The organism is Desulfovibrio psychrotolerans (assembly GCF_013340305.1).
Taxonomy (GTDB): Bacteria; Desulfobacterota; Desulfovibrionia; order Desulfovibrionales; family Desulfovibrionaceae; genus Halodesulfovibrio; species Halodesulfovibrio psychrotolerans.
In genome coordinates, this window is record NZ_BLVP01000001.1 from 334,770 (window position 1) to 358,343 (window position 23,574).

At 59.0% G+C, this 23,574-nt stretch carries 21 protein-coding genes; 9 read left to right on the plus strand and 12 right to left on the minus strand.

From position 1 onward, the window contains the following. Positions 1-462: 462 nt before the first annotated feature. The gene (locus HUV26_RS01505) at positions 463-2,886 is read left to right on the plus strand and encodes a cyclic nucleotide-binding domain-containing protein (protein WP_174408324.1); all 2,424 of its coding nucleotides are present in this window, start codon (positions 463-465) and stop codon (positions 2,884-2,886) included. A 125-nt stretch (positions 2,887-3,011) separates the two neighbouring features. Here the strand turns inward: HUV26_RS01505 and HUV26_RS01510 are convergent, their stop codons facing one another. The 5 genes from HUV26_RS01510 to HUV26_RS01530 all read right to left on the minus strand — a co-directional run bounded on the left by HUV26_RS01510 (position 3,012) and on the right by HUV26_RS01530 (position 8,245). Next, the gene (locus HUV26_RS01510; protein WP_205245100.1) at positions 3,012-3,461 is read right to left on the minus strand and encodes a polyribonucleotide nucleotidyltransferase; all 450 of its coding nucleotides are present in this window, start codon (positions 3,459-3,461) and stop codon (positions 3,012-3,014) included. Between the two features lie 51 nt (positions 3,462-3,512). Then, positions 3,513-4,007 carry a peptidylprolyl isomerase gene (locus HUV26_RS01515; RefSeq protein ID WP_205245101.1) on the minus strand — a complete coding sequence of 165 codons (495 nt, stop codon included), beginning with the start codon at positions 4,005-4,007 and terminating at the stop codon, positions 3,513-3,515. 285 nt (positions 4,008-4,292) lie between these two features. Then, the gene (clpB, locus tag HUV26_RS01520; protein WP_174408326.1) at positions 4,293-6,905 is read right to left on the minus strand and encodes an ATP-dependent chaperone ClpB; all 2,613 of its coding nucleotides are present in this window, start codon (positions 6,903-6,905) and stop codon (positions 4,293-4,295) included. Positions 6,906-6,964: 59 nt separating this feature from the next. Continuing rightward, positions 6,965-7,282: a chaperone modulator CbpM gene (locus HUV26_RS01525; RefSeq protein WP_174408327.1), complete on the minus strand. Its 318-nt coding sequence runs from the start codon at positions 7,280-7,282 to the stop codon at positions 6,965-6,967. Positions 7,283-7,306: 24 nt separating this feature from the next. Next, positions 7,307-8,245: a DnaJ C-terminal domain-containing protein gene (locus HUV26_RS01530; protein ID WP_174408328.1), complete on the minus strand. Its 939-nt coding sequence runs from the start codon at positions 8,243-8,245 to the stop codon at positions 7,307-7,309. 134 nt (positions 8,246-8,379) lie between these two features. On the opposite strand from HUV26_RS01530, the gene HUV26_RS01535 reads away from it, so the two are divergent. Then, the gene (locus HUV26_RS01535; protein WP_174408329.1) at positions 8,380-9,480 is read left to right on the plus strand and encodes a polysaccharide deacetylase family protein; all 1,101 of its coding nucleotides are present in this window, start codon (positions 8,380-8,382) and stop codon (positions 9,478-9,480) included. A 74-nt stretch (positions 9,481-9,554) separates the two neighbouring features. Here the strand turns inward: HUV26_RS01535 and HUV26_RS01540 are convergent, their stop codons facing one another. From HUV26_RS01540 to HUV26_RS01550, 3 genes are all read right to left on the minus strand, one after another. Next, positions 9,555-10,586, minus strand: a complete 1,032-nt coding sequence (locus tag HUV26_RS01540) for a threonine aldolase family protein (RefSeq protein ID WP_174408330.1) — start codon at positions 10,584-10,586, stop codon at positions 9,555-9,557. A gap of 14 nt (positions 10,587-10,600) precedes the next feature. Further along, the gene (locus HUV26_RS01545) at positions 10,601-11,716 is read right to left on the minus strand and encodes a glycosyltransferase (protein WP_174408331.1); all 1,116 of its coding nucleotides are present in this window, start codon (positions 11,714-11,716) and stop codon (positions 10,601-10,603) included. Between the two features lie 111 nt (positions 11,717-11,827). Beyond that, positions 11,828-12,469, minus strand: coding sequence for a hypothetical protein (locus HUV26_RS01550; protein ID WP_174408332.1), 642 nt, complete (start codon positions 12,467-12,469; stop codon positions 11,828-11,830). Between the two features lie 246 nt (positions 12,470-12,715). On the opposite strand from HUV26_RS01550, the gene HUV26_RS01555 reads away from it, so the two are divergent. From HUV26_RS01555 to ybeY, 3 genes are read left to right on the plus strand one after another with little or no spacing between them, the layout of a single operon-like run. Continuing rightward, positions 12,716-13,717 carry a PhoH family protein gene (locus HUV26_RS01555; RefSeq protein WP_174408333.1) on the plus strand — a complete coding sequence of 334 codons (1,002 nt, stop codon included), beginning with the start codon at positions 12,716-12,718 and terminating at the stop codon, positions 13,715-13,717. Next, a complete protein-coding gene (locus tag HUV26_RS01560) occupies positions 13,680-16,172 on the plus strand; it encodes an HD family phosphohydrolase (protein WP_174408334.1) in 2,493 nt (830 codons plus the stop codon). The genes HUV26_RS01555 and HUV26_RS01560 overlap by 38 nt, the downstream gene beginning before the upstream one ends. Positions 16,173-16,186: 14 nt before the next feature. Next, positions 16,187-16,753, plus strand: a complete 567-nt coding sequence (gene ybeY, locus HUV26_RS01565; RefSeq protein WP_174408335.1) for an rRNA maturation RNase YbeY — start codon at positions 16,187-16,189, stop codon at positions 16,751-16,753. Between the two features lie 87 nt (positions 16,754-16,840). Here ybeY and HUV26_RS01570 read toward each other — a convergent pair whose 3' ends face one another. Then, the gene (locus HUV26_RS01570) at positions 16,841-17,002 is read right to left on the minus strand and encodes a hypothetical protein (RefSeq protein ID WP_174408336.1); all 162 of its coding nucleotides are present in this window, start codon (positions 17,000-17,002) and stop codon (positions 16,841-16,843) included. Between the two features lie 295 nt (positions 17,003-17,297). On the opposite strand from HUV26_RS01570, the gene HUV26_RS01575 reads away from it, so the two are divergent. The 4 genes from HUV26_RS01575 (at position 17,298) to HUV26_RS01590 (ending at position 21,385) form a co-directional block, all read left to right on the plus strand. Further along, on the plus strand, positions 17,298-18,467 hold the full coding sequence (locus tag HUV26_RS01575) for an MFS transporter (protein ID WP_243451211.1): 1,170 nt from the start codon (positions 17,298-17,300) through the stop codon (positions 18,465-18,467). 222 nt (positions 18,468-18,689) lie between these two features. Further along, positions 18,690-20,555, plus strand: coding sequence for a DegV family protein (locus HUV26_RS01580; RefSeq protein WP_174408337.1), 1,866 nt, complete (start codon positions 18,690-18,692; stop codon positions 20,553-20,555). A 75-nt stretch (positions 20,556-20,630) separates the two neighbouring features. Beyond that, positions 20,631-21,071 carry an AMIN domain-containing protein gene (locus HUV26_RS01585; RefSeq protein ID WP_174408338.1) on the plus strand — a complete coding sequence of 147 codons (441 nt, stop codon included), beginning with the start codon at positions 20,631-20,633 and terminating at the stop codon, positions 21,069-21,071. Positions 21,072-21,151: 80 nt separating this feature from the next. Then, positions 21,152-21,385, plus strand: coding sequence for a hypothetical protein (locus HUV26_RS01590; protein ID WP_174408339.1), 234 nt, complete (start codon positions 21,152-21,154; stop codon positions 21,383-21,385). Positions 21,386-21,493: 108 nt separating this feature from the next. Here HUV26_RS01590 and HUV26_RS01595 read toward each other — a convergent pair whose 3' ends face one another. The 3 genes from HUV26_RS01595 to HUV26_RS01605 all read right to left on the minus strand — a co-directional run bounded on the left by HUV26_RS01595 (position 21,494) and on the right by HUV26_RS01605 (position 23,574). Beyond that, positions 21,494-21,784 (minus strand): hypothetical protein, encoded by a 291-nt coding sequence (locus HUV26_RS01595; RefSeq protein ID WP_174408340.1) that lies wholly within the window; start codon positions 21,782-21,784, stop codon positions 21,494-21,496. A gap of 348 nt (positions 21,785-22,132) precedes the next feature. Beyond that, entirely contained in the window at positions 22,133-22,753 is a 621-nt protein-coding gene (locus HUV26_RS01600; protein WP_174408594.1) for a 2-oxoacid:acceptor oxidoreductase family protein, read from the minus strand. Beyond that, positions 22,753-23,574, minus strand: coding sequence for a 2-oxoacid:ferredoxin oxidoreductase subunit beta (locus tag HUV26_RS01605; RefSeq protein WP_174408341.1), 822 nt, complete (start codon positions 23,572-23,574; stop codon positions 22,753-22,755). Before HUV26_RS01605 ends, HUV26_RS01600 begins: the two co-directional genes overlap by 1 nt.

A 23,574-nucleotide genomic window follows, 5' to 3' on the forward strand; every position in this document is an offset into this window, starting at 1 on the left:
GCGGCATCCCGTTCAAAAATGGTAACCACATGATTACAAATAGTATTTTCAAAGAATCAACTATCGCAGCCCCGCAGCAAAAAATAGGGCGGACAAAGCCCACCCGGCATAGCCAGTTGCCCGTCACCCAATATCCATGCTATACAAAGGGTTAAATGCTGCTTACAATGTTTTCGCAAACCATAGCCGCTCATAGCGGCATTGCCTAGCGATATATGTTCCACGGTTCCACGGCAGGCGGTACATGCCGATACCCGCCGTGCTGAACAAATGGCCGGAAAGCAAGACCGAGGTAACATCGTGGCCCTATTCCACTGCAAGGCATGCGGAGTCCAAAAGAACGTCCCGGACAGATTTGCGGGTACCAAAGTGCGCTGTTCCTCATGCAGACAGGCGGTACTTGTCACGCCAACCCCGGAACAGGCCCCAAAAGCCCCCTCAGGGGAGCTTGAAAAATCCGGCATGCACGGCACGGACAATGCGCTCGCCAATGCTGCCGGAAACACCCTCCCCAAATCCGGCAGTACGGCAGAGCAGGCAGAAGGCGAGGCTTTTCTTGCCTCCCTGCATATTCAAGATGCCGCGCGCGCACCATCCGACCCTTCCCGCACAGCCAGGGATAATAACGCAAAACCTGCGGCACCAGCCCCCTCTGTCGATTTTGGCCTGCGTCAGACGCACAGTCGCCTCCCCCTTTTGCACGGAGGAATAACCAGAAACGTGCTGAGCGGTCTGGAGAGCGGCCTGCTGCTCATCTTCTTCTGCCTCTCCTTTGCCATGCTCATCCATGAAGCCGCCCCCGGCCTATGCTCGGCTGATCTGGTGTTCGGCATGGCGCTCACTTCCTCCACGGTCTTCTGCATCGTCATGTCGGTGCGGGGCCGCCTGCCCGTTCTCGCGGCAGGACCGGAAACCGTAACATGCAGCCTGCTGTTCCTGTTTGCCCTCTTCCTGCACGGGCAAACAGGCTCCCTGTCACCGGAGCAGGCCAGTGCCACACTCATTGCAGGCATGATCATCACCGCCCTGCTCACGGGCATAGCGGCACAACTGGCCGCGCGCATGGATGCAGGCCGTGTCCTCAGGTTCATTCCCCAGCCGGTCATAGGTGGCCTTCTCGCTGCCGTGGGGCTGGTCCTCCTTCAGGGGGCATACAGGATAACGGCGGCAGACCCGTTCTGCCTGGCCGGAATAGCTCCGGCCATAAGCGCGGGCCAGTGCATGAAGTGGCTTCCTGCCCTCGGACTGGGCATAATACTCCTGCTCTTTGTCTACCGCTCCAAGAGCGCCCTGCGTAAGATTCTGCTGCTCGCACTGGTCATCGGCGCGGCTCACGGCCTATACATTTTCTCAGGCACGGGCATCTCCTCTGCGCAGGATGCAGGCACGCTGCTGGCTCCCGTCTTTCCGGCCATGCCTTGGCACATACTGCACGCCAGCATACTCGCAGACATCCAGTGGCCGGTTCTTCTGGAAGGACTACCCTATCTTGCAGCCGCCATGGTGCTGGTCATCCTCTCCCTTGCTGACAAGGTTTATACGCTGGAACTGCTTCTGGAAGACGACGTGGACCTCAACGACCTGCTGCGCAGCCTTGCCATGTCCAACACAATAAGCGCCATGCTGGGCGGGCTTCCGGGTTCCATATCCGTAAACCGCAGCATGGGTGCCGGTTCCGCCCGCAGGCACGGACCGCTGGCCGGTGTGGTGGCGGGCGTGCTCTGCGGCTCGGCCCTCTTCTGGGCGGGACCGCTGGCGGGCTACCTTCCGCGCTTCGTTCCCGCCGGTCTGCTTGTCTTTTTCGGTCTCGCCCTGCTGCGCAAATGGCTTGTAGACACTAAACGCCAGTTCACCCGGATGGACGATTACGTCCTTCTGGTCATCATATTTGTTACCGCCGCCGTATTCGGAATACTGGCCGGCATGGCAGCCGCCTTTCTGCTTTCCATCCTCGTTCTGGCGCACCGCTACAGCAAAAGCACCGTCATCAAACATCTTCTGCCCGGCAGCACCCACCGCAGCCGGGTGGACAGAAGTGCCAATCATCTGGCCATGCTCAAAACGCGGGGCAATGAAATACTGATGATGCGCCTGCAGGGTTTCATATTCCTCGGTTCCACCACTCCCGTCATCGCCGCCATCCGCAACCGCCTGCGCGACGATGCCCTGCCTTCCCTGCGCTACCTCATTCTGGACTTTTCGCTGGTAAACGGGCTGGCAGCGCAGGTCGCCATCAGCTTCACCCAGCTCAAACAACTCGCCTCCAAAAACGGTTTCCTACTCATCTTCACCAACGTCCCCTTCGAGGTTGAGCAGCAACTGGAATCCGCCGGTTATGCCCTGAACGAGGCAGACGGCAGTTCCATCTCCTTCGTGGACATGGATTACGCGCTGGAATGGTGCGAAGACCGCATCCTCTCCGAGGAAGGACTGGACGACGAAGAGGATAAATCCCTCACAGACATGCTGGCTCCGCTTTTCCCGGAACCGGACAAGCTCTCCCGTCTCATGCCTTTTCTGGAACGCATGGAGTTCCGCAACAAAGAGGTCGTCTTCCGGCAGGGCGATACGGCAGACGCCATGTATTTCATCGAATCCGGCATGGTAAACATCCAGCTGGAACTGGGTGCCAGAAAGACCACCCGCCTCAAAAAGATGGGCCCGGGAACCGTCTTTGGCGAAATGGGCATCTACACCCAAGCCCCCCGCTCCGCCTCTGCCGTTGCCGCCGGAAAGTGCGTTCTCTACCGGCTTTCGCAAACCACGCTGGACCACATGCAACACTCAGATCCACAGTTACTTTCGGCCATCCACAGGTTCATCGTCCACCTGCTTTCGCAGCGCGTGAACGATGCCAACTTCCGGGTCATGGACCTGCTGCGCTGACAACACGATTGAGCTGCCCGAGCTTCCAGCGTCAACGGCACCCCCCCAGCATACAAAAAAATCGGCCTTCTCCGCATTTCTGCGGAAAAGGCCGATTGCTTTACATAGACGGAGCGGTGCAGAAACTACATCCGCACCCGCTCTCCGGAAAGGTCCGCGGCTTCGCCTGAACGGGCCTCCCGCAGAATAACACCGGGGGCGCTCAGGTCCACATCCTTTCCGGTGTGGTTCGCGACAACGGCCTCAATATACTCTTCCTGCAGCAGGGCGGGATCAACCTGCACCACACGCATGCCGCCCGCTCCCGCCTCATCTGAGGCGACTTGGCTTCCGGTCCCGGAATCCGCTGTTCCGGGCAGATAAATAGCGCCGGTGCCAAAGTCCACGGCAAAGGCTATCACACCGGGGATGATGAAGAAAAACAGCCCCACAGCGTCCAGAATGGCCACGCCGGGGTCTATCCTTCCGGGTTTCTGCCCCTTGCGTTCCGGGTACAGAATAATGCCGCAGCCCGCCAACTGAACCAGCAGAACGGAACAGACTGCCAGAGAAACAAGTCGTTGCCAAATGCGCACGAAAGCAACCTCGCTGTTTGAAGTTACCCCCCTGAAAACCCCGCGAACCGCTTATTCCACCACGCTGGCCTTAAGAATGGCCACAGGCTCCGCAGGCACGTTCTCATGAAAACCATAGGAACCTGTAGCCACGGCCTTAATCTTGTCCACCACCTCGGTTCCCTGCACCACCTTGCCGAACACGGCATATCCCCAGCCCTGCATGGTCTTACCGGTGTGGTTAAGGAAATGGTTGTCATTCACATTGATGAAAAACTGGGAACTGGCGGAATGCGGGGCTGCCGTACGGGCCATGGCAATGGTGTAGCGGTCGTTCTTCAGTCCGTTGTCCGCTTCGTTCTCAATCTCCTCACGGGTGGGCTTCTGCACCATCTGGGCATCAAACCCGCCGCCCTGAATCATAAATCCGTCAATGACACGGTGAAAAATGGTATTGTCGTAATGCCCTTCCCGCACGTACTGCACAAAGTTGGCAACGGTCTTGGGGGCTTTTTCGGCATCCAGTTCAAGTACCATGGTTCCCATGGTGGTTTCCAGTTGTATCATGGGATATTCCCCTTGAGCCAGCGCGGGGCCGGCGGTCATGGTTAGCAACGCAAGCGCGAAAACGCGCACCAAATGAAAAAACCGCATGGAAATGCTCCCTGTTTATACGTGAGAGGGCTGATCCTGAGCGCAGGGTTTCTTACCAGAAGTCTCCCTGCCCGGCAACCGCCGGAAAAAGCACGCAGCAAGGCCGCCCCGTCTCGCTGATCAGCGAGACGGGGCGGCCTTGTGGAGCACGGAATCAAACATCTGTTAAAAGGTGCATGAACAGCAGGACTGAAGACGTTACGCCCGGTCGCTGCCGGGCACCTCAAACACCAGCCTTCCTTCACGCAGGCCAATCGAAACAGCCCTGCCGTCCGGCAACTCGCCCGCAATGATCTTGCGTGCCAGCGGCGTTTCCACATGCTGCTGGAGATAGCGCCGCAAAGGCCGCGCGCCGTACACAGGATCATACGCAGCGGCGGCGATGAACTCGCGTGCCGGTTCGTCCAGCGTCACGGTTATCTTGCGGTCTGCCAGCCGCGCCTGAATACGCTGCATGAGCAGGTCCACGATACGCTGTATCTGCTCCCGCAGCAGCGGACGGAACAGCACGGTCTCGTCCACGCGGTTCAGAAACTCGGGCCTGAAATTCGCCCGCAGTTCGTTCAGCACCGCCTCCCGCACGCCGGGGCGGAATTCGCCTTCATCCGTTATGCCTTCCAGCATCAGCGGCGCGCCGATATTGGAGGTCATTATGACAATGGTGTTCTTGAAGTTCACCGTGCGCCCGTGGCTGTCCGTCAGCCTTCCGTCATCCAGTATCTGCAGCAGGGCGTTAAAGACATCCGGGTGCGCCTTTTCTATTTCATCAAACAGCACCACGCTGTACTGCTTGCGGCGAACAGCCTCGGTAAGCTGGCCTCCCTCGTCATACCCCACATACCCGGGCGGCGCGCCTATAAGCCGTGCCACGGTATGTTTTTCCATATACTCGCTCATGTCTAGGCGCACAATATTGTCTTCGGAATCAAAGAGCGCCGCAGCCAGTGTTTTGCACAGCTCTGTCTTGCCCACCCCGGTGGGGCCAAGGAAAATGAACGAGCCTATGGGCCTGTTGGGGTCCGAAAGCCCGGCGCGTGAACGCAGCACCGCTTCCGCCACCGCAGCCACGGCCTCTTCCTGCCCCACAACCCGGCGGTGCAGTTCGTCACCAAGCCGCAGCAGCTTTTCCCGCTCGGCCTCCAGCAGCTTGGAGACAGGTATCCCCGTCCAGCGGGCCACTATCTCGGCCACGTCATCAGGGTGCACCTCTTCCTTGAGCAGCCTGCCGTCCTTGCTCTCCCCTCCGCTCAGCTCCGCAAGACGTTTCTCCAGATTGAGCAGCGTGGAATACTTCAACTCGGCCGCCCGGTTGAGATCGTAATTGCGTTCCGCCTCCTCAATGGCACGTCGGGTGCGTTCAATCTCTTCCTTGAGACTGCGCTCGGAGTCTATGGACCCCTTCTCGCGCTCCCACTGGGCCAACAGGGCGGCCTGCGTCTCACGCAGCCCGGCAAGCTCATTCTCCAACTTCTTCAGCCGCTCGCGTGAAGCCTCATCGCTCTCGCGTCTCAAGGCCTCCCGCTCTATCTCCAGCTGCATAATCTTCCGGTTGGCCTCGTCCAGTTCCGCAGGCAGGGAATCTATCTCCGTGCGGATCATGGCAGCAGCCTCGTCAATCAGGTCAATGGCCTTGTCCGGCAGCTGACGGTCTGAAATGTACCTGTCAGAGAGCATCACCGCCTCCACAATGGAGGAGTCGCTTATGCGCACGCCGTGGTGCACCTCAAACCGCTCCCGCAGACCGCGCAAAATGGAGATGGTATCCTCCACCGTGGGTTCGTCCACCAGAATAGGCTGAAAACGGCGCTCAAAGGCGGGGTCCTTTTCAATGTACTTGCGGTACTCGTCCAGCGTGGTCGCGCCTATGCAGTGCAGCTCGCCCCTCGCCAGCATGGGCTTGAGCAGGTTGCTGGCGTCCATGGCTCCTTCCGTCTTGCCCGCTCCCACAATGGTGTGCAGTTCATCTATGAACATGAGAATACGGCCTTCCGCCTTCTCCACTTCCTTGAGCACGGCTTTCAGGCGCTCCTCAAACTCACCGCGATACTTGGCTCCGGCGATAAGCGAGCCCATATCCAGCGCGAACAGGCTCTTGTCTTTCAGGCTTTCCGGCACGTCACCATTGAGTATACGGTGGGCAAGCCCTTCCACAATGGCGGTTTTGCCCACGCCTGCCTCACCTATGAGCACGGGGTTGTTCTTGGTACGCCGCGAAAGAATGCGGATGGTGCGGCGAATCTCCGCATCCCGGCCGATCACAGGGTCAAGCTTGCCCTTGCGGGCCTCTTCCACCAAATCGCGTCCGTACTTCTTCAGTGCCTCGTAGGTATCTTCAGGATTCTGGGAGGTTACGCGCTGCGCGCCGCGCACACGGGTCAGCGCGGCAAGCACCGAGTCCTGCGTAAGGCCGAAATCCTTGTTCACGCGCCCCATATCCGTGGATACCGGCTCGTCCAGCGCGGCGCAGAAAAGGTGTTCCACGCTCACGTATTCGTCCTGCAGCCGTTTGGCAAAATCCTGCGCCCGCACCAGCAGGCGGTTCAGGCGCTGCGTCACATAGATGGAGTCCGGGCTGGCACCGGGACCGCTCACGGCGGGACGCTTGCGCAGCACCTTGTCCACCGCATCGCGGTACGCCTTGGGTTTGTGCCCCATCTGTTCAAGCAGCCGCGGCACAAGCCCGCCGTCCTGCTCCATAAGCGCCACCACAAGGTGTTCCACATCCACCTGCTGATGTCCGAGACGGACGGCGATATTCTGCGACTCGCTTACAGCCTGTTGTGATTTTTCCGTAAACTGATTCAAGTTCATGTCTGTTCACTCCCTGCATGGCCCGGATGCACTGCCGGGCCGCAAATGCGGCTGTACGGTTACTCCCTGAGCAACAATTCCAGTTCCTGCACCTTGCGTTCAAGCTGGTCTATCCGCTCCAGCAGGTCCACAATAATGGAGCCGCCCAGCGCGGAAAGGGTAAAGTCAGTGCAGATACGTTCCAGCTTGCGTAAACGGTACACGTCCTTACGGGTGAAAAGATATTCCTGCTGTCCCGTGCGTGCCGGATTAAGCCAGCCAAGCTCCAGCAGTTCGCCAAGCCTTGTGGGATGCACGGCGGTCAGCTCCAGAAATTCAGCCCAGGCAATATACTCAGACTGAATGGGCAAATCTTCTTCGTAGCGGTATTTATCCATCAGCAACCTCCGCAGGAAACCGGGCTAGTATTCACGCGCCTTGAACGGAGAGGCATCACGCAGGTCTTCCCACAGTGCACGCTCCTTTTCCGTAAGCGAATCAGGCACCTTAACCACAATACGCACGTACTGGTCGCCCCGTGCGGATACAGGCCCAAGCCCCTTGCCGCGCAACCGCAATCTGCGCCCGCTGCCCGTGCCGGGGGGTATGTTCAGTTCTATATCTCCGTCCAGCGTGGGAACGCGCACGGTAGCTCCCAGCACGGCCTCCCACGGTGCCAGCGGCAGATCCAGCACCACGTTCACCCCGTCAAGCTGGAAGCGGTGGTGCGGAAGAATAGCCACCTTAAGATACAGGTCCCCGGCGGGTCCGCCGCCCATCCCCTTATCCCCCTGCCCGGAAAGGCGAATCTTGGCGCCATCCTTGATGCCTGCGGGAATATTCACTTCCAGCGTCTTGGTTCCGCCGGGTCCGGAATCCTGAATGGTCACAGCCTTTCTGCCACCGGCAAAGGCTTCTTCAAGCGAAAGGCTGAGTGTGGCCTCCACATCCCTGCCACGGCGCGGGCGACCGGACGAATAGCCGCCGAACGGGTCCGCCCCGAAGCCGCCACCGGCGCGGCGATACCCGCCCCCGCCGAAAATGGTTTCAAAGAAGTCGCTGAAATCGCCTCCGCCCTGAAAATCAAAATGCGCGTTCTCAAATCCGGGCGGACGCTGAAAGTTCTGCCCGTGCTGCCAGTTAGGGCCCAACTGGTCATAGAGCTTCCGCTTTTCATCATCCTTCAGAACTTCATACGCCTCGTTAATCTCCTTGAACTTGGCTTCCGATCCCTTGTTGTTCGGATTCAGGTCAGGATGGTACTGACGGGCCAACTTCTTGAATGCCTTGGCGATATCGTCTTTGGATGAGCTTTTGGAAACGCCCAGAAGCTTGTAATAATCCTTGTATTCAACACCCATCTCGTATAGCTCTCCTCAGTAAGACGACTGGCGGTACTACGCCGCGAACATGTACAGACAAGCGTTCTGCATTTTCGAATGCTAACATAACGCACCATAATTCATAGTCAACCTGCCACCCCCTCAAGTTATTCATGAGCCTATCCCTTCCGGTACTGATGTACCATTACATTTCCTGCTGGAATAACCCCATCGCCGTCTCGCCCGAACGGTTCGAGGAGCACTGCCGGACCATGCGGCGCGGCGGCTGGCGCGGAGTGGGACTGGAAGAGGCAGAAGCCTTTTTCCTGCGCGGCACGCCCCTGCCGCCCAAATCCGTGCTCATTACCTTTGACGACGGATTTCTGGACAACCACGTTCACGCCCTGCCCATTCTGGAACAATACGGCCACAAAGGCACGGTGTTTGCGGTAGCGGGCAAACTGGAAACGGCAGGTGACGTGCGCCCCACCATGGCCGATGTCCGGAACGGTCGGTGCATGCCCGATGCTCTCCCCCGGGTGGATGCCCCCTACGTCCCGCACAGGCTGGGATTTGAAGAACGGCAGGATATGTTCCTGAACTGGAACGAAGCACGGGCCATGGAACAGAGCGGCATCATGCGCGTGGCCTCACACTCCATGTGGCACCGTACCGTGTTCGTCAGCCCGGAATATGACGGGTTCCATAAACCGGAAAAACGCACCCGCACCTTTGACCGCGTGGACGCCGAAGTCGTGTGGGGGCTGCCCCGCTTCAAGGCGCGCCCCCGCCTTGCCAACAGGGCGTTCGTCCCCTCTGCGGCACTCACGGAAGCCGTCCGCGCGCTGGTGCCGCAGGATAAGGACGCCGCCTTCGCCTTTTTTAAAGACCCGGCCAATGAAGAACGGCTTGCCGCGCTGGTACGCGGATTCGCACCGGAGTATCTGGGCGGTTATGAAGATGACCGGACCATGGAGCACGCCATACGGCGCGAACTGGCCGAATCAAAAGAATTGCTGGAACGGAAACTCGGCAGACCGGAAAACGCACTCTGCTGGCCGTGGGGGGCCTTTTCGCCGCTGGCACTGCGCATTGCCAAAGAAGTGGGCTACACGGTGTTTTTCACCACCGCCATGGGGTCCAATCCGGCGGGACAGGCAGAGCATATCCACCGGTTCAAGGCCAAGGACAAATCCGGCGCGTGGCTCTCGCTCCGTCTCCATCTGTACTCCCGCCCGTGGCTGGCGGGGCTGTACGCATCCATGCGCATCTGAAGACACCTTCGGCCCGCTCGCAAGTCAGAACAACATCAGGTATCAGGTAACGTTAGGCCAACGCCGGGCTATCATCAGGCCAGTGCGCCCAGCATGTTCAGAAAGGCGTCCACCTCTTCCTCCGTGGTGTCGAAGGAGCAGACAAGACGCACCAGATGCGCCGCTTCGTCCCACACATAGAAATAGAAATGCTCCTGCAGCGCGGCAATATGCCCGGGCTGCATACAGGCAAACACCTCGTTGGCCTGCACCCTGTTGGCAAGCCGCACATGGGGCAGTGCCGCCAGTCCTTCCGCCAGCCGCGTGGCCATGGCATTGGCATGGGCCGCGTTCTCCAGCCACAGCCCGTCGCGCAGCATTTCTGCGAACTGGCACGAGGCGTAGCGCATTTTGGAAAAGAGTTGCAGATTCTGTTTGCGCAGGTAGGGAAAATCCGCAACGGCGTCCCTGCGTTCTCCGGCCCGGAAAAAAACCACCGCCTCGCCGAACATCATCCCGTTCTTGGTACCGCCAAAAGAAAGCACGTCCACACCCGCATCGCGGGTAAAGGCATTCACGTCCCCCCCGAGCGAGGCTGCGGCATTGGCAAGGCGCGCGCCGTCCATATGCAGGAACATGCCATTCTCATGGGCAAGATCTGCAAGGGCACGCACCTCCTGCGGAGTGTACACCTCTCCAAACTCCGTTGCCTGCGTAATGGAAATACCCTTGGGCTGGTTGTGGTGCACCACCCCCTTGGCGGCAAGCAGCGGACGCACCTGCTCAGGAGTTATCTTGCCGTTGGCGGAAACCAGCGGCAACAGCTTGCAGCCTGCCTGCGCTTCCGGGGCACCTGTCTCGTCCACATTAATATGCGCCATCTGCGCGCACACCACCGCATGGTACGACCGGGTAAGGCTCTTCAGCGCAAGCACGTTGGCCCCTGTGCCGTTCACCACATAAAATACCGCAATATTATCGCCGAAAATCCTGCGGAAAGCATCGTCCGCCTCCTGCGTAAAGGGGTCATCACCGTAGGCGCGGGCAAAGCCGCTGTTGGCGCGGCCAAGGGCTTCCAGTACTCGCGGATGCACGCCGGATGCGTTGTCGCTGGCAAAATTGATCATATGTGAAGAACCTTTCAGAGAATGCTGTTGTACAGGGCGAGGGTGCGCCCGAGAAAATCGTCGCCGCTCAGCGAGCGGATGCGCGGCTGCTGACCGGCAAGCAATGTGGTACGGTATTCCGGTTCGGTCGCCAGACGGCGCACAGCCTCTGCAAGGGCGGGCACATCCGCAGGCGGAAAAAGGGCCTCCCCATCCAGCAGGTCGGGCATAACCCCCACAGACGTGGAAACCAGCGGCCTGTGGCAGGACATGATCTCCAGCGCGGCGCGGGCAATGGTCTCGGACCACTTGGAAGCGACCACCCCGGCATCCAGCGCGGAAAGGCAGGCAACCACATCATCACGCCTGCCGGATATTGCGGCAATGTCCTGCAACTTGTAGCGGCGTATCCAGCCTTCCACCTCCGCCTGCGGGGTCGCACTGTCAAACCCCAGCAACAGCAGCCGCAGGTGCCGCAGCCCCTGCCCGTGGTACAGTTCGGCCACAGCCTCAATGGTTTCGCGCTGCCCCTTCACCTCGTCAAACCGCCCGAGCAGACCAACCACAAAATGCCCGTCATCGTAGCCGAATTCCGCCCGCACACGCGTTCTGCCTGCTTCATCAAACCGGAAGCGCCGGGCGTCCACACCGCCGAGAATGGTATGCACCCTTTCGGGCGACACCCCGAGCACATCGGTAAAATGGCGGGCCATAACGCTGTTGGTGGCCACCACCGCATCCGCCACGCTGCCGTGCAGCCAGCGGTTAGCCGCGTTGTTTTTCGGAAGACGCTGATCGCCCCGGGTACGCACAAGCCGGAACCCGCCAGCTTCCCCCGCCATCTGCCGCTTCAGGATGCCCCAGAGCAGAAACCCTTCCCCTCTGTGGCAGTTCACCACATGGGGCCGGAACTCACGCACAAGCCGGTGCATGGCAGCATAGGTCCGGGCAAGGCGCAGCGGATTGGCCGCGTTCAGGTCCATGGGAACAACATCGGCCCCCCACTCCCGCGCCTTTGCGGCGCTTGCTGTGCCCTCCAGCACAAGAACGCGAGTATCGTGCCCGGCATTGCGGAGCAGCGTGGCGAGGTAGAGCCCGTACCACGCCGTAGCGTTGAACCAGCGGACATTGATTATCTGAAGCGTGCGCATGGGCGCATTCATGACAGCAACATCATGAAAAGACAAGGGCAGTACATGGCAGTACATGCAAAAACGGGGCAGCCACAAGGCCGCCCCGTCTATCTTTTGTCAAAACGCATGCTACACCGTGAGGTTAAGCCCGAACATACCCGCAGAATAGCCTGATGCGGAAAAATCCATCAGTTCAGAGGCCAGCGACATGCCGTTGCCCTGCGCGGCACTCATAAACACCTCCACGCCCTGCATCTGTATTTCGCGGCGCATGTCCGTAATGGGCCTGTTCTGGAACTGCCGCGCCCGGTCAAAGTTGCCGAGCGTCTCAATCTGGTTGAAGCGCTCCACCATCTCCGGGTTGGCCTTGAAATACCGCTCCACCATGGCTGCGTCCTTATGGTCGGACAGAACGGATATACCGCCACCACTCACGGAAACAAGGCGGAATTCGATATCCTCATCCACCCCCAGCGCGCGCAGGTCCTTCTTTACTTCTTCCGCAAAATCATTTTCCAGCTTCTTCTTGTGGTCCGCCACCTGCTGAAAAGTAATGCGCCCGTTACTGTCCGGCTGCACGTTGGCAAGGGCCGCCTCCACCTGCCGGGCAATACCCGCCATGGTGTTGCTCCCGGTGTACATGGTGGCGCGGCGCGCAGCGGTCCGTTCGGCAGCAGTCTCTTTTGCGGTTGCCGAATCAGCGGCCTTGTTGTCTGTACGCAGTCCGCTGTAGGCTATGCCGTCCAGCTTTTCTATGCTTGTGGTATACATGTCCGTTCCTCCCTGCAATCTGCCATGCGCGGCAGAGTCTTCCGACTGGCAATTCCCTTGCAGCATCCGTACCAACGAACAGATATTGCCTCACCTCTTCAAACCAATGCCATCTCTAGACTTTTACTAATATTGACAGACTGTTGCGCAACGAGCAAAGTATTGGACGCTGTGACCGAAAAAGGGTAGCGTCTGCACACCCATATTTTCCCAAGACAGCTTTTTGCCGCAAGGCATTGAAATTATATGACAGAACAGACCATCACCAGAAAGCTGGAATTCGATGACGCACGGTTGGCCAACGACCTGTTCGGCCCTCAGAACAGCAATCTGGCCCTCATTTCGGAGAAAAGCGGCGTGGCGCTGCACACAAAGGGCGCAACCCTTTCCGCCACCTGCGCCGACGCAACCGAACTGAACACCGTGCTCAATCTTATGACGCAGCTCTACGGCCTGCTCAAATCCGGCAATCCGCTCTACCCGCGAGATGTGGTCTATGCTTACGGCATGCTCTCGCGGGAGCCGGGCACAGACCTCAAGGCCATCTTCAAAGAGGCGGTGTTTGTCGCCTCCCCCAAAAAGACCATCACCCCCAAAACCCTGAGCCAGCGCGACTACGTGTCCGCCCTGCGGGATCACGACATGGTCTTCGCCGTCGGTCCGGCAGGCACGGGAAAAACCTATCTTGCGGTTGCCATGGCCCTTTCCAAACTGCTTTCCAAGCAGGTCAAGCGCATCATACTCACCCGCCCCGCCGTGGAAGCCGGTGAAAAGCTGGGATTCCTGCCCGGTGACATGGTGGAAAAGGTAAATCCCTACCTCCGTCCATTGTATGATGCCCTGCACGACATGCTGGACTTCGAAAAGGTTTCGGAGATGCTGGAAACCGGCGTCATAGAAATCGCTCCTCTCGCCTTCATGCGCGGAAGAACCCTCAATGATGCCTTCATTATCCTTGATGAGGCGCAGAACACGACCCCGGAACAGATGAAGATGTTTCTCACCCGCCTCGGCTTCGGCTCGCGGGCTGTCATAACGGGAGACATCACCCAGATAGACCTGCCCGCAGGCGAGAGGGGCAGGAACCTGCAACGGTCCGGGCTGGTGGATGCTGCGCGCATCCTCGACGGTGTCAAGGGAATCCGGTTTCTCACCTTCCATGAAGACGACGTGATCCGCCACCCTCTGGTAGGCCGGATCGTACAGGCATATGAGCGTAACCAAACAGAATCAGCCAAAAACGGCTAGCGACGGCAAACTGTCGCGCCTGATGGCCCTGTTGCCCCTCTTCAGGCGCAGAAAGCCGAAAAAATCCGGTCGCCCCGTGTTCGGGCTTATCTTTATCGTGCTGGTGCTTGCGGGCATATCCGTCATGGGCGGTCTGCACCTGCGCCCGCAACTCCAGCTTTTCGTAGCGGGAGAGATAGCCACGCAGGACGTAACCGCCGATCAGGACCTCCTGCTGGAAGACCAGCCCTCCACCCTTGCCAAGCGCAAGCAGGTGGCCGAGGTGCAACCCCCCGTCTTCGACCTCAGCCAGGAACCACTGGACCAGATGCACGCCCGGGTGGCCGACCTGTTCGAGGCACTGACGTCACCGGATAAAGATGAGGCCGATCAGGAGCACCTGCGCTGGCTCATTTCCGAAACGCTGAACGCCGAAATCACACCGCAAACCATGGAAGACTGGCGCAGAGAAGCCTTTCAGACCGTCATGCGCACCAAAATCCTGCCGTGGCTGTCCTTCCGGCTCAGCGAAGGCGTGGTAACGGATAAATCCCTGCTGCAACAGTACCGGCACGGCATCATGGTCCGCGACCTGATGACGGAAACCGAAACACTGCGCACGGAGCTGCAAGGCATTCCGGATATTGAAGATATCCGCACCGCCCTTGCTGAACACATCAAAGACGACCTAAAACTTTCCCTGCGCATACGCCGTTCGGTCACGGCACTTACCACGCCTCTCATCGCCCCCACGCTCACACTGAACAGAGAAGCTTCCACCCAGCGTATGCAGCTTGCGCTGGATTCCGTTCCCCCCGTCTATTACCAGATCAAGAAAGGCCAGATCATCGTCCGTCAGGGGCAAAAGGTGACGGAAGAAGACCAACTGCAACTGCAGGCTCTGCTCAGCCACAAGCCCCAGACCATCTTCCCCATGCGCATAACCGGCCTGTTCATCACCACCCTGCTGCTGGGCGGCGGGCTGGCCTTTGCCAAACCGGGCCAACGCATTTCCGATGTTAAGAATAAAGATCTCTATTTCATGGGCCTGCTGGTGCTGCTCTTCGCCGTCGGTGCAAAAATGCTCATGCTGGCTCACGGCTCCTTTACCGACCAGACCCCCAACGTACGGACCGAGCTGCTCCCCCTGCTCTTCCCCGTCTCAGGCGGGCTCGGGCTTGTAGCCATGGTCTTCGGCTTCAAGCGGTGCAGTGTCGCGGCCCTCATCCTGTCCTTCATGTGCAGCATGATGACAGGCGGCACCATCTGGCTCTTCCTGTTCTACTTCATAGGCTCCATGTGGTACGTTCTGCTGGTCAAACGGGCCCAGACCCGCACAGATATTGCCCTCAGCGTTTTCCCGCACACCATGGGCCTGCTGGCCACATGGTTCGGCGTTGCGCTTCTGCAGCAAATGGAAAGCACCCAGATATGGACAGGCTGCCTGTACGTGGGCGCTAACGGCCTGCTCTCCCTGCTGGTCCTCTTCGCCATCAGCCCACTCATAGAAATCGTCTTCAGCTACACCACCCGCTTCCGGCTCATGGAACTGATGAATCTGGAACAGCCCATGCTGCAACGCCTCATGCTGGAAGCCCCCGGCACCTACCACCATTCCCTCATCGTGGCCAACATGGTGGAGGCGGGAGCCAAAGCCGTGGGAGCCAACAGCCTGCTATGCAAAGTCGCCGCGCTCTATCACGACATGGGCAAACTGGCCAAACCCGAATACTTTATCGAAAACCAAGGCCGCGCCAAAAACCCGCACGACAAGATAGCCCCCTCCATGAGCACGCTGGTCATAAGCACCCATGTAAAGCGCGGTGTGGAAATGGCCCGCAAGCACAGACTGGGTGACGAAATCGCAGACATCATCGCCCAGCACCACGGCACCTCGCTCATCCGCTTCTTTTTCAACAAAGCCAAAGAAAACGGCGACAACCCGCGTGAAGAAGACTACAGCTACCCCGGTCCCAAGCCGCAGACCAGAGAGGCAGCCATTGTCATGTTGGCAGACGCCGTAGAGGCATCCAGCCGCGTACTGGCAGACCCCACCCCAAGCCGCATCCGGGGGCACATAGACTCCATAGTCAAATCCATTTTTGCTGAAGGTCAGCTCGACGAATCGGAACTCACGCTCCGCGACCTGCATACGCTGACGGAAAGCTTCCACCGCATTCTCACGGGCATTTTCCATCGGCGCATTGAATACCCGGACGACCGCAAGGACAAGAATGGCGGCAAGAAGGGAGAATCCAAGCAGCACGAAACCCAGCCCGACCCCCAACCGGATGCCGCGGCAGACGCAGGCGCAACTCCTGCGGGCATGAACCGGAGCAAACTCTCCGGCAGCAAATCAGCAGGACGCGGCACAACGCATGTGCATGAGGCAAAGCAGGAAAAGCCCCGTCCTGTTTCGCCCGTACGTAGCAAAACAGGGTTGCGCCCCGCCGCACTCTTTACCGCCGGAAGCTGAAGGCCGGGTCAATCATGATACGGATAGCCAAAACACCGGGTATCACATGGATGCTGCCCCTCTGCACGCGCGAACTCCGCGCGGCCGCAGCGGTCATCTGCACCCACATCGGCCACGACGGGGCTTCGCTGGATATCAATCTGGTGGATGATGCAGAAATAGCGGAACTGAACAGTGCCTTTCTGGGCTGTCACGGCCCCACAAACATCCTGTCATTCCCGGTGGGCACCGAAGAAAAAGACGAACCGGCTGCACATGCCGACATATCGGCACATGCAACCGGTTGGAAAATCTCAAGCCCTGAAAGTCCGAATACTTTGGCCGGAACACTCTATTCCGCCGGAACGGACGCAGCCTCCGGCCAGGCGGACGCACGGGCAAACTGCCACATAGGCTGGCTCGCTCTGTCGCTGGAAACCACCGTCCGCGAGGCCCATCTCTACGGACAGGACATATCCGAACACGCCATCCGCCTGCTTGCTCACGGCATCCTGCATCTTGCAGGCTACGACCACAGCGAAGAAATGTTTTCGCTCACAGAAAGTGCTCTGAACGCCGCCCTCGACAGCTTGTCCTCATAAATCGCGGAACCCGCTGAAAGGCCAGACGCGCTCCCGACGCTCATGGTTTGCTGCCGCCATCTTGCATGCCGGCAACATGCTGAAAAATCAGGACTGAGACGAAGCTATCATCTCACGGGTAATCGCCAGACTTTCCTTGCAGTAGGGGCACTGCAGGTTCAGCTTCTTCTGGTCATCCCGAATGGGCTTCACCTTCAGCTTGAACACTTTCTGGCAGTAGGGGCAGCGGATTCGCTTCTCATCACTCATACTATCTCCATGCGGGCGCACCCGGATACATAGGCAGTTCGCGGGACCATAATCCCGGAAACGCCACGCCGGTGCGCGCATCGGGGGCTCGGGTGGTAGGAAAAACTGAAAAACGGAACGCACGGCAATGCAGCAGCGCACACCATGCAGCAATGTCTTCATATCGTGTCCGCCTGCCGATAGCAACCGCTTCGCTCAGACCACTCCGGGAAACGAATCCTTCCAAACCCTTGACTGCCGCGCCGCGCCACACTAGTAACTCCAAGGCACCAAACAACTACCCTGCGAGCCGCCATTGCCCGTCATCAGCTTCAACCGCACTCTTTTCATCATCTTCGGCATCACTCTCATGGTTGTCATGGGCGTTTCCAGCATCATGCCCGTGCTCCCCATGCTGGCAAGAGAACTGGATGCCCCCATAGAATCCATGGGGCTGATACTCACCGCCTTCACCCTTCCGGGGGTGTTTCTCGCTCCCGTGGCAGGCATACTGGCAGACAGGCTGGGCCGCAAACGCCTTCTCGTTCCCGGCCTGCTCATCTTCGGACTTGCAGGCAGTGCCTGCGGCTTTGCAGAAAATCTGACCACGCTCATCGCACTACGCTTTGTTCAGGGTATCGGGGCCGCCCCGCTTGGCGTGCTCTACACCACCATCATAGCCGATCTCTATACCGGACCGGACCGCACCCGCATCATGGGCTACAACGCCGGAGTTCTGGGCATGGGCACAGCCATATTCCCCATGCTCGGCGGCCTGCTGGGTGAACTGGGGTGGCACTGGCCCTTCTTCATGCCGCTGCTGGCGCTCCCGTTGTGCTACGCGGTCATCACCTGGCTGGATATCCCGGAACCGGATTCCACCCAGAGCCTGCGCAGCTACTTCCAGTCCGCGCTCTCCATCATCAAAAGCCCGCAGGCCATGGCCCTGTTCACCATAACTCTGCTCACCTTTTCCATCCTCTACGGCCCCATCGTCACATTCTTTCCCGTGCTGGCAGACACGCGCTTTACCATGCCCCCCTCTGCCATTGGCGGACTCTTCGGCGCATCCTCCCTTGCCACGGCCCTTGCCGCGGCGTGCATCGGCAAGCTCACCCGCTGGCTCAGCGAACGCACCATGCTGTGCATAGGCCACATTCTCTATTTCGTTTCCATGGTGCTCATTCCGTTCACCCCGCAATTCTGGTGGCTGCTTTTCCCCGTTTTCGCCTTCGGGCTTGCTCAGGGGTTCAACTTTCCCAACCTCACCACCCTGCTCACCGGCCTTGCCGCTACAGAACACCGGGCAGTCGTCATGTCCGTCAACGGCACCGTCCTGCGCCTTGCCCAGACCATCGCGCCCATACTCTTCACCCTCATGTTCTGGGTGGGCGGACTCACTGCCGTATACCTTGCCGGTGCCTGCGTTGCGCTTGCCATGCTCTTCCTCACCGTCCGCTATGTCCGCCCGTCCACAAATAACTGACCCTGCAAACTCCAACGGGCTCCAACGGGCTGTAACCAACTAACGCTGGCCGCAAGTGGCCGCAACAATCACGCCGCTCACCGTGCCGCACAAGCATTTTCCACTATGCAAACGCACACCTTGCACAGCCGCGTCATCTTCTTTATACAAGCCCTGCCGCTGCTGTGCCGCTGCGGACGGATTCATCATCAGCCATAAGCGCCATCCCATAAGGATCACGCCTTGAAACAGAGCCCCAACAGGATACAGTATCTCGACGGCAAACGGTTCAAACGTGTCATTGAAGCCGCCACCCGGCGGCTGGTGGAGCACCACGGCCACCTCAACGACATAAACGTCTTCCCCGTGCCGGATGGCGATACCGGAAGCAACATGGCAGGCACCATGCGCAGCATTGTCAGCCGTTCCGCCCAGTCCATAGAGCATTCCATAGGCAAGATGAGCGGCATCATCGCCCAGTCGGCCCTCATGAGCGCACGCGGCAACTCCGGGGTCATTCTCGCGCAGTTCCTGTGCGGTTTTTCAGAAGGCGTCAAAGACCTGCGGCGCATTTCTCCCAGCGATTTCGCGCAGGCCGCAGCCACAGCGGCAAGCCGCGCCCGCGAGGCTATTTCCGACCCCAGAGACGGCACCATCCTTTCCGTCATCAACGACTGGGCCACCCACCTGAAGCAGAACTGCCACTCCTACCAGAATTTCCACGACCTGCTGCACGATTCGCTGGAGCGCGCCAAAGAATCCGTGCGCAGCACCACGGGCAAGCTTGCCGCTCTTAAATCCGCCAATGTGGTGGATGCCGGGGGCCTCGGATTCGTCTACCTGCTGGAAGGCATTGTCGAATTCACAGAAAAAGGGTCCCTGCGCGACTCCGCAGCCCCTGCCCTGCGTTCCCCCTCCTCCGGTCAGCACACCACTCCGGTGCAGGACCGCGTTGCCGTAGATTCACTGGAATACCTCTACTGCACAGAGTGCCTCATCGCGGCAACCGGAACAGCCCCCATAGACAGAGACGCCCTGCGCACCCTCCTCGCCCCGCTGGGCGACAGCCTCATCGTTGCGGGCGGGGCGGACAACGTGCGCATCCATGTGCACACCAACGAACCGGAAACCGTCTTCACCATCGCCTCACGCTACGGTTCCGTCAGTTGCCGCAAGGCTGAAAACATGCTCGAACAGCACCGCAACCTGCTGGAAGAAACCGTCTCCGCACAGGTCATCCCGCAAACTGCGCTGCAGCGCACTGGCATCCTCACAGATTCCACCTGCGACCTGCCACAGAACCTGCTGGACGAATACGGCATCCGGGTTGCCCCCCTGCGCCTTTTCCTCAATGAGGAAGAGTTCGTGGACAAAGTCACCATAAGCACGGAAGAATTCAATACACGCCTTGCCGGGTCTGCCTCAGCCAGAACCTCACAGCCCGTCCCCGCCGACTTTCTGCTCCTCTATGAAGAGATGCGCGCTTCCTTCCGGGAAGTAGCCGCCCTGCATGTCATGGGCATGTACAGCGGCACGCTGCAATCCTCCCGCGCGGTGGGTTGCTCCGTATGGCCTTCACTGGAAAGTCTGGATACCGGCACCCTCACCGGCGGACTCGGGATGGTGACATTGCAGGCGGCGCAGCGCGCCCGTCTGGGCATGAGCGCGGAAGAAATCGTACACCTTGCCCGCAAGGACGCGCAGAACGTGCGTGTCTTCGTCTCCATGAACACACTGGATTTTGCGGTACGCGGCGGCAGAATGAGCCGCAGTCAGGGCATGCTGGCGCGCCTGCTGAACGTAAAGCCTGTTCTGGAGTTCAATTCCCGCCAGCAGGGCCAAGTTTCCGCCGTAGCCAAGGCCATTGGCCCCAAACGATGCGAAGACCGCCTCTTCGCGCTGCTGGAACGGGATGCGGCTGCCCACGGTAAAGGCACCCCCATGTTCGCCGTTACCCACGTAAACGTGGAAGAAGTAGCCCATCGCTATGCGGAGCGTATCCGCAGGCAATTCGGCACCGACCCTTTGTACATAATGCAGGCGTCACCCGTTCTGGGCTGCCACAGCGGTCCCGGAGCGTGCGCCGTAGCCATGCTCCTGCCGGAATAGCGGAAAGCTCTTTGCATTTCCCGCCGTATTGCATCATACTATACTCAGTCACCTTCAACGGAGCCACGCCACGCCATGCGTCTGACAGCCATATTGCTTACAGTCCTCTGCCTTGCCCTGATGCCTTTTTCCGTTTCTGCCGAAAAGGGAAAGAAGGAAGAGAAAAAGCTCACCCCCGCGACCGTAAAGAACATGGGCGTCACCAAGGACGGCGACGTGGAGTTGTTCTGCATGGATTTCAGTAACCCGCGCGTGCCCGACCTTCAGACCATTGACGATGAGGCCAACCCCCGCGTGTTCTTCGACATCCCGGCCATCGCGGAATGGAAAGGCCAGTCGACATACGAAATCAAGGGCTCGCTCATCAAACAGGTCCGCACGGGGTACAACGGCAAGGATAAGAAACTACGCGTGGTTATCGATCTGGCTCCCGTCTACAACTACAATGTGGAGCCGTCTTTCGACGACAGATACAACCTCTTCTGTGTAGCTTTTTCCGCCCGGTCCGTGCGGTAGCCACAAAAAACAGATTTCACGGGTTTCCTTTTCCTCCTGCACGTCTTACAGTATAGCTGTAACCATGGGGAGTGGCACATATGGCAATCATCCGCTCAGATCTGGTCATGTTCGAAGGCCGGCGCATGCTGGAACAGCAATTCGCGCAGCAAATCCGTACCGGAAGACGCATCAGCGTGACGGACGACATTCTCATGCAGTACTTCATGTCTCTGCGCATTGCGGAACAATACCCCATGCGCGTGCACACGGCAGGCAACCAGACCAACCTGAACGAATACCTGCTGGGCATGTTCGCCAACATAGATATCTGACAGCCCACACCTCTTCTGCCTGAACAAAAAACACCCCCGGAAGCAGTTACAACATGCCTTCCGGGGGTATTTTACGTACCCGGCCCGAAGCGGGACCGCAGAGACGGACTACTCCGTATCCTTCACCCACATCTGCAAGGTCTCAATAATCTTTTTCGCCTGATCCACGCTGGAAATATTGAACTTGGACTTGGCCCGGTACTCCCCCTCATACTTCTGATAGCGGCGGATGACGTACTTATCCGGTCCATAGTCGTCCAGCTTATTATCCCACTGCCTGTAGCGGAACATCACAGTGGCCCACGCTCCCTTGGTAAGCACCACCTTGTCCAGTTCCTCCACCACGAGTCTGCCGTCTTCCTCGTAGTTCACCGTCAATTCATCCACTGTCGTGCTCATACTGCTCCTCTTCCGTGCCGGATCCCACAGCATTTGCATGCGGCAACCCTTTCGGCACAACGTTTGCGGCACAGGTACTATGCCACCCTGCACATGGCAAGAGCCACGCCGTCTAAAATAACGGAGGCGGAGTCCCTTGCCTCCGCCTCCGTCAAACACCATGCCGTACGTCTCATGTCCCGGCTGTCAGCAAATAACAGACCGGAAAGCCTGCGGGCAAACACTGCCTGCTGTCCGCACTGCGTGCCGGCCGCTTGCACAGGCAATCTGCCCGACATAACAACTGGCTGGCATAACAACTGTGTGCCATACAAGCTGTTCTCGCCATAACAGGCAAACGCCGGCCCGTTAGTCAGAAAAATCCGCTTCAGCCTCCGCCTGCGCCTCTGCCGCCTGCCAGAGTCCGGGTGTTTCACCAAACTGCTGCCGCGCCTGCTTAAGGCCAAGGTTAAATGCCTTCAGGTTTACCTCATGAATCTTGGCCGGCAGGTTTTCCACCAAGGCCGTCCGCATGGTACGCGGTTCCGCAAAGGGCAGCAGATGTGTCACCGCCCCCAGAACCAGTGTATTCAGCGTCAGCGGATTCCCTATCTTCTTGGTGGCAAGCTCGGTAAACGGCAATCCCAGAAACACGTTGGTGGGCGGCTGCTGCACCAGTGTCGTATCCACAAGCAGAATGCCGGAACGCTTCATGTAGTGATAATACGTGTTGCAGGCCTGTTGCGAAAGCGCCACCAGCAGGTCCAGATTCTCCGTCTTGGGATAGCTGATGGGCTTGCTGCTCACCACCACGTCCGCCCGGCTGGAACCGCCGCGCGCCTCAGGCCCGTAACTCTGGGTCTGGGTAACATGATACCCGTGGCCTATGGCCAGAGCATAGCCCAGCATCCTGCCAAGGGTTATCAGGCCCTGCCCGCCCGTGCCGGAAAGGCGCACTTCAAATCGCTCAATCTGCTGAAGTTTCTTCATCACGCACGCCCCTTTGCCCGCAACGAGGCCTTAAGCTCCGCATACCGGTCTTCCAGACCGGGCCTGTCCAACGCACGGAACACGCCTATGGGAATCCGGGTGTCATCTTCCTTGCGATTTTCCAGTTTCACGGTGTTCTTCTTCAGCCATTCATACATAGACACCGCGTCACGGAACTTGTTCTTGCGCCCGTACTGGGTGGGACACGGAGAAAGCGCTTCCACCATGGAAAAACCGGGGTGCTGAATCGCGTCTGTTATCAGCCTGTCCAGCATGTTAGCGTGAAAAGACGTGCCCCGTGCCACATAATTCGCTCCGGCGGCGGATACAAGCTCCACCGCGTCAAAGGGCTGCTCCAGCGAGCCGTGGGGGGTGGTCATGGACGTGTTGCCCTGCGGCGTGGCCGGGGAACACTGCCCTCCGGTCATGCCGTAGATCATGTTGTTCAGAACGAGGGCTGTCACGCCTATATTCCTGCGGGCAGCGTGAATGAGATGGTTGCCCCCTATGGACAGGGCATCGCCGTCTCCCATGACGCATATGACCTTAAGCCGGGGGTTGGCCATCTTGATGCCGGTGGCAAAGGTCAACGCCCTGCCGTGCGTGGTATGCACGGTGTTAAAATCCACATACACGGCCATACGGCCCGAGCAGCCTATGCCCGCCACCACCACCACGTCGTCCTTGGGCAGTTGCAGGGCGTGCACACTGCGTATGAGGGAGCCGAGCACAATACCGTGCCCGCAGCCCGGGCAGAACACATGCGGAAACTTCTTGTTGTGCCGCAGGTATTCATGAATGAGTTGCGTTACATCCGCCAT

Coding starts and splice junctions, on each gene's coding strand:
- HUV26_RS01535 (WP_174408329.1), top strand. CDS start 8,380: ATGAGCCTATCCCTTCCGGTACTGATGTACCATTACATTTCCTGCTGG.
- HUV26_RS01555 (WP_174408333.1), top strand. CDS start 12,716: ATGACAGAACAGACCATCACCAGAAAGCTGGAATTCGATGACGCACGG.
- clpB (WP_174408326.1), bottom strand. CDS start 6,905: ATGAACTTGAATCAGTTTACGGAAAAATCACAACAGGCTGTAAGCGAG.
- HUV26_RS01595 (WP_174408340.1), bottom strand. CDS start 21,784: ATGAGCACGACAGTGGATGAATTGACGGTGAACTACGAGGAAGACGGC.
- HUV26_RS01570 (WP_174408336.1), bottom strand. CDS start 17,002: ATGAGTGATGAGAAGCGAATCCGCTGCCCCTACTGCCAGAAAGTGTTC.
- HUV26_RS01505 (WP_174408324.1), top strand. CDS start 463: ATGCACGGCACGGACAATGCGCTCGCCAATGCTGCCGGAAACACCCTC.
- HUV26_RS01585 (WP_174408338.1), top strand. CDS start 20,631: ATGCGTCTGACAGCCATATTGCTTACAGTCCTCTGCCTTGCCCTGATG.
- HUV26_RS01560 (WP_174408334.1), top strand. CDS start 13,680: ATGAGCGTAACCAAACAGAATCAGCCAAAAACGGCTAGCGACGGCAAA.
- HUV26_RS01590 (WP_174408339.1), top strand. CDS start 21,152: ATGGCAATCATCCGCTCAGATCTGGTCATGTTCGAAGGCCGGCGCATG.
- HUV26_RS01550 (WP_174408332.1), bottom strand. CDS start 12,469: ATGTATACCACAAGCATAGAAAAGCTGGACGGCATAGCCTACAGCGGA.
- HUV26_RS01540 (WP_174408330.1), bottom strand. CDS start 10,586: ATGATCAATTTTGCCAGCGACAACGCATCCGGCGTGCATCCGCGAGTA.
- HUV26_RS01515 (WP_205245101.1), bottom strand. CDS start 4,007: ATGATACAACTGGAAACCACCATGGGAACCATGGTACTTGAACTGGAT.
- HUV26_RS01600 (WP_174408594.1), bottom strand. CDS start 22,753: ATGAAGAAACTTCAGCAGATTGAGCGATTTGAAGTGCGCCTTTCCGGC.
- HUV26_RS01530 (WP_174408328.1), bottom strand. CDS start 8,245: ATGGGTGTTGAATACAAGGATTATTACAAGCTTCTGGGCGTTTCCAAA.
- HUV26_RS01605 (WP_174408341.1), bottom strand. CDS start 23,574: ATGGCGGATGTAACGCAACTCATTCATGAATACCTGCGGCACAACAAG.
- HUV26_RS01545 (WP_174408331.1), bottom strand. CDS start 11,716: ATGCGCACGCTTCAGATAATCAATGTCCGCTGGTTCAACGCTACGGCG.
- HUV26_RS01525 (WP_174408327.1), bottom strand. CDS start 7,282: ATGGATAAATACCGCTACGAAGAAGATTTGCCCATTCAGTCTGAGTAT.
- ybeY (WP_174408335.1), top strand. CDS start 16,187: ATGATACGGATAGCCAAAACACCGGGTATCACATGGATGCTGCCCCTC.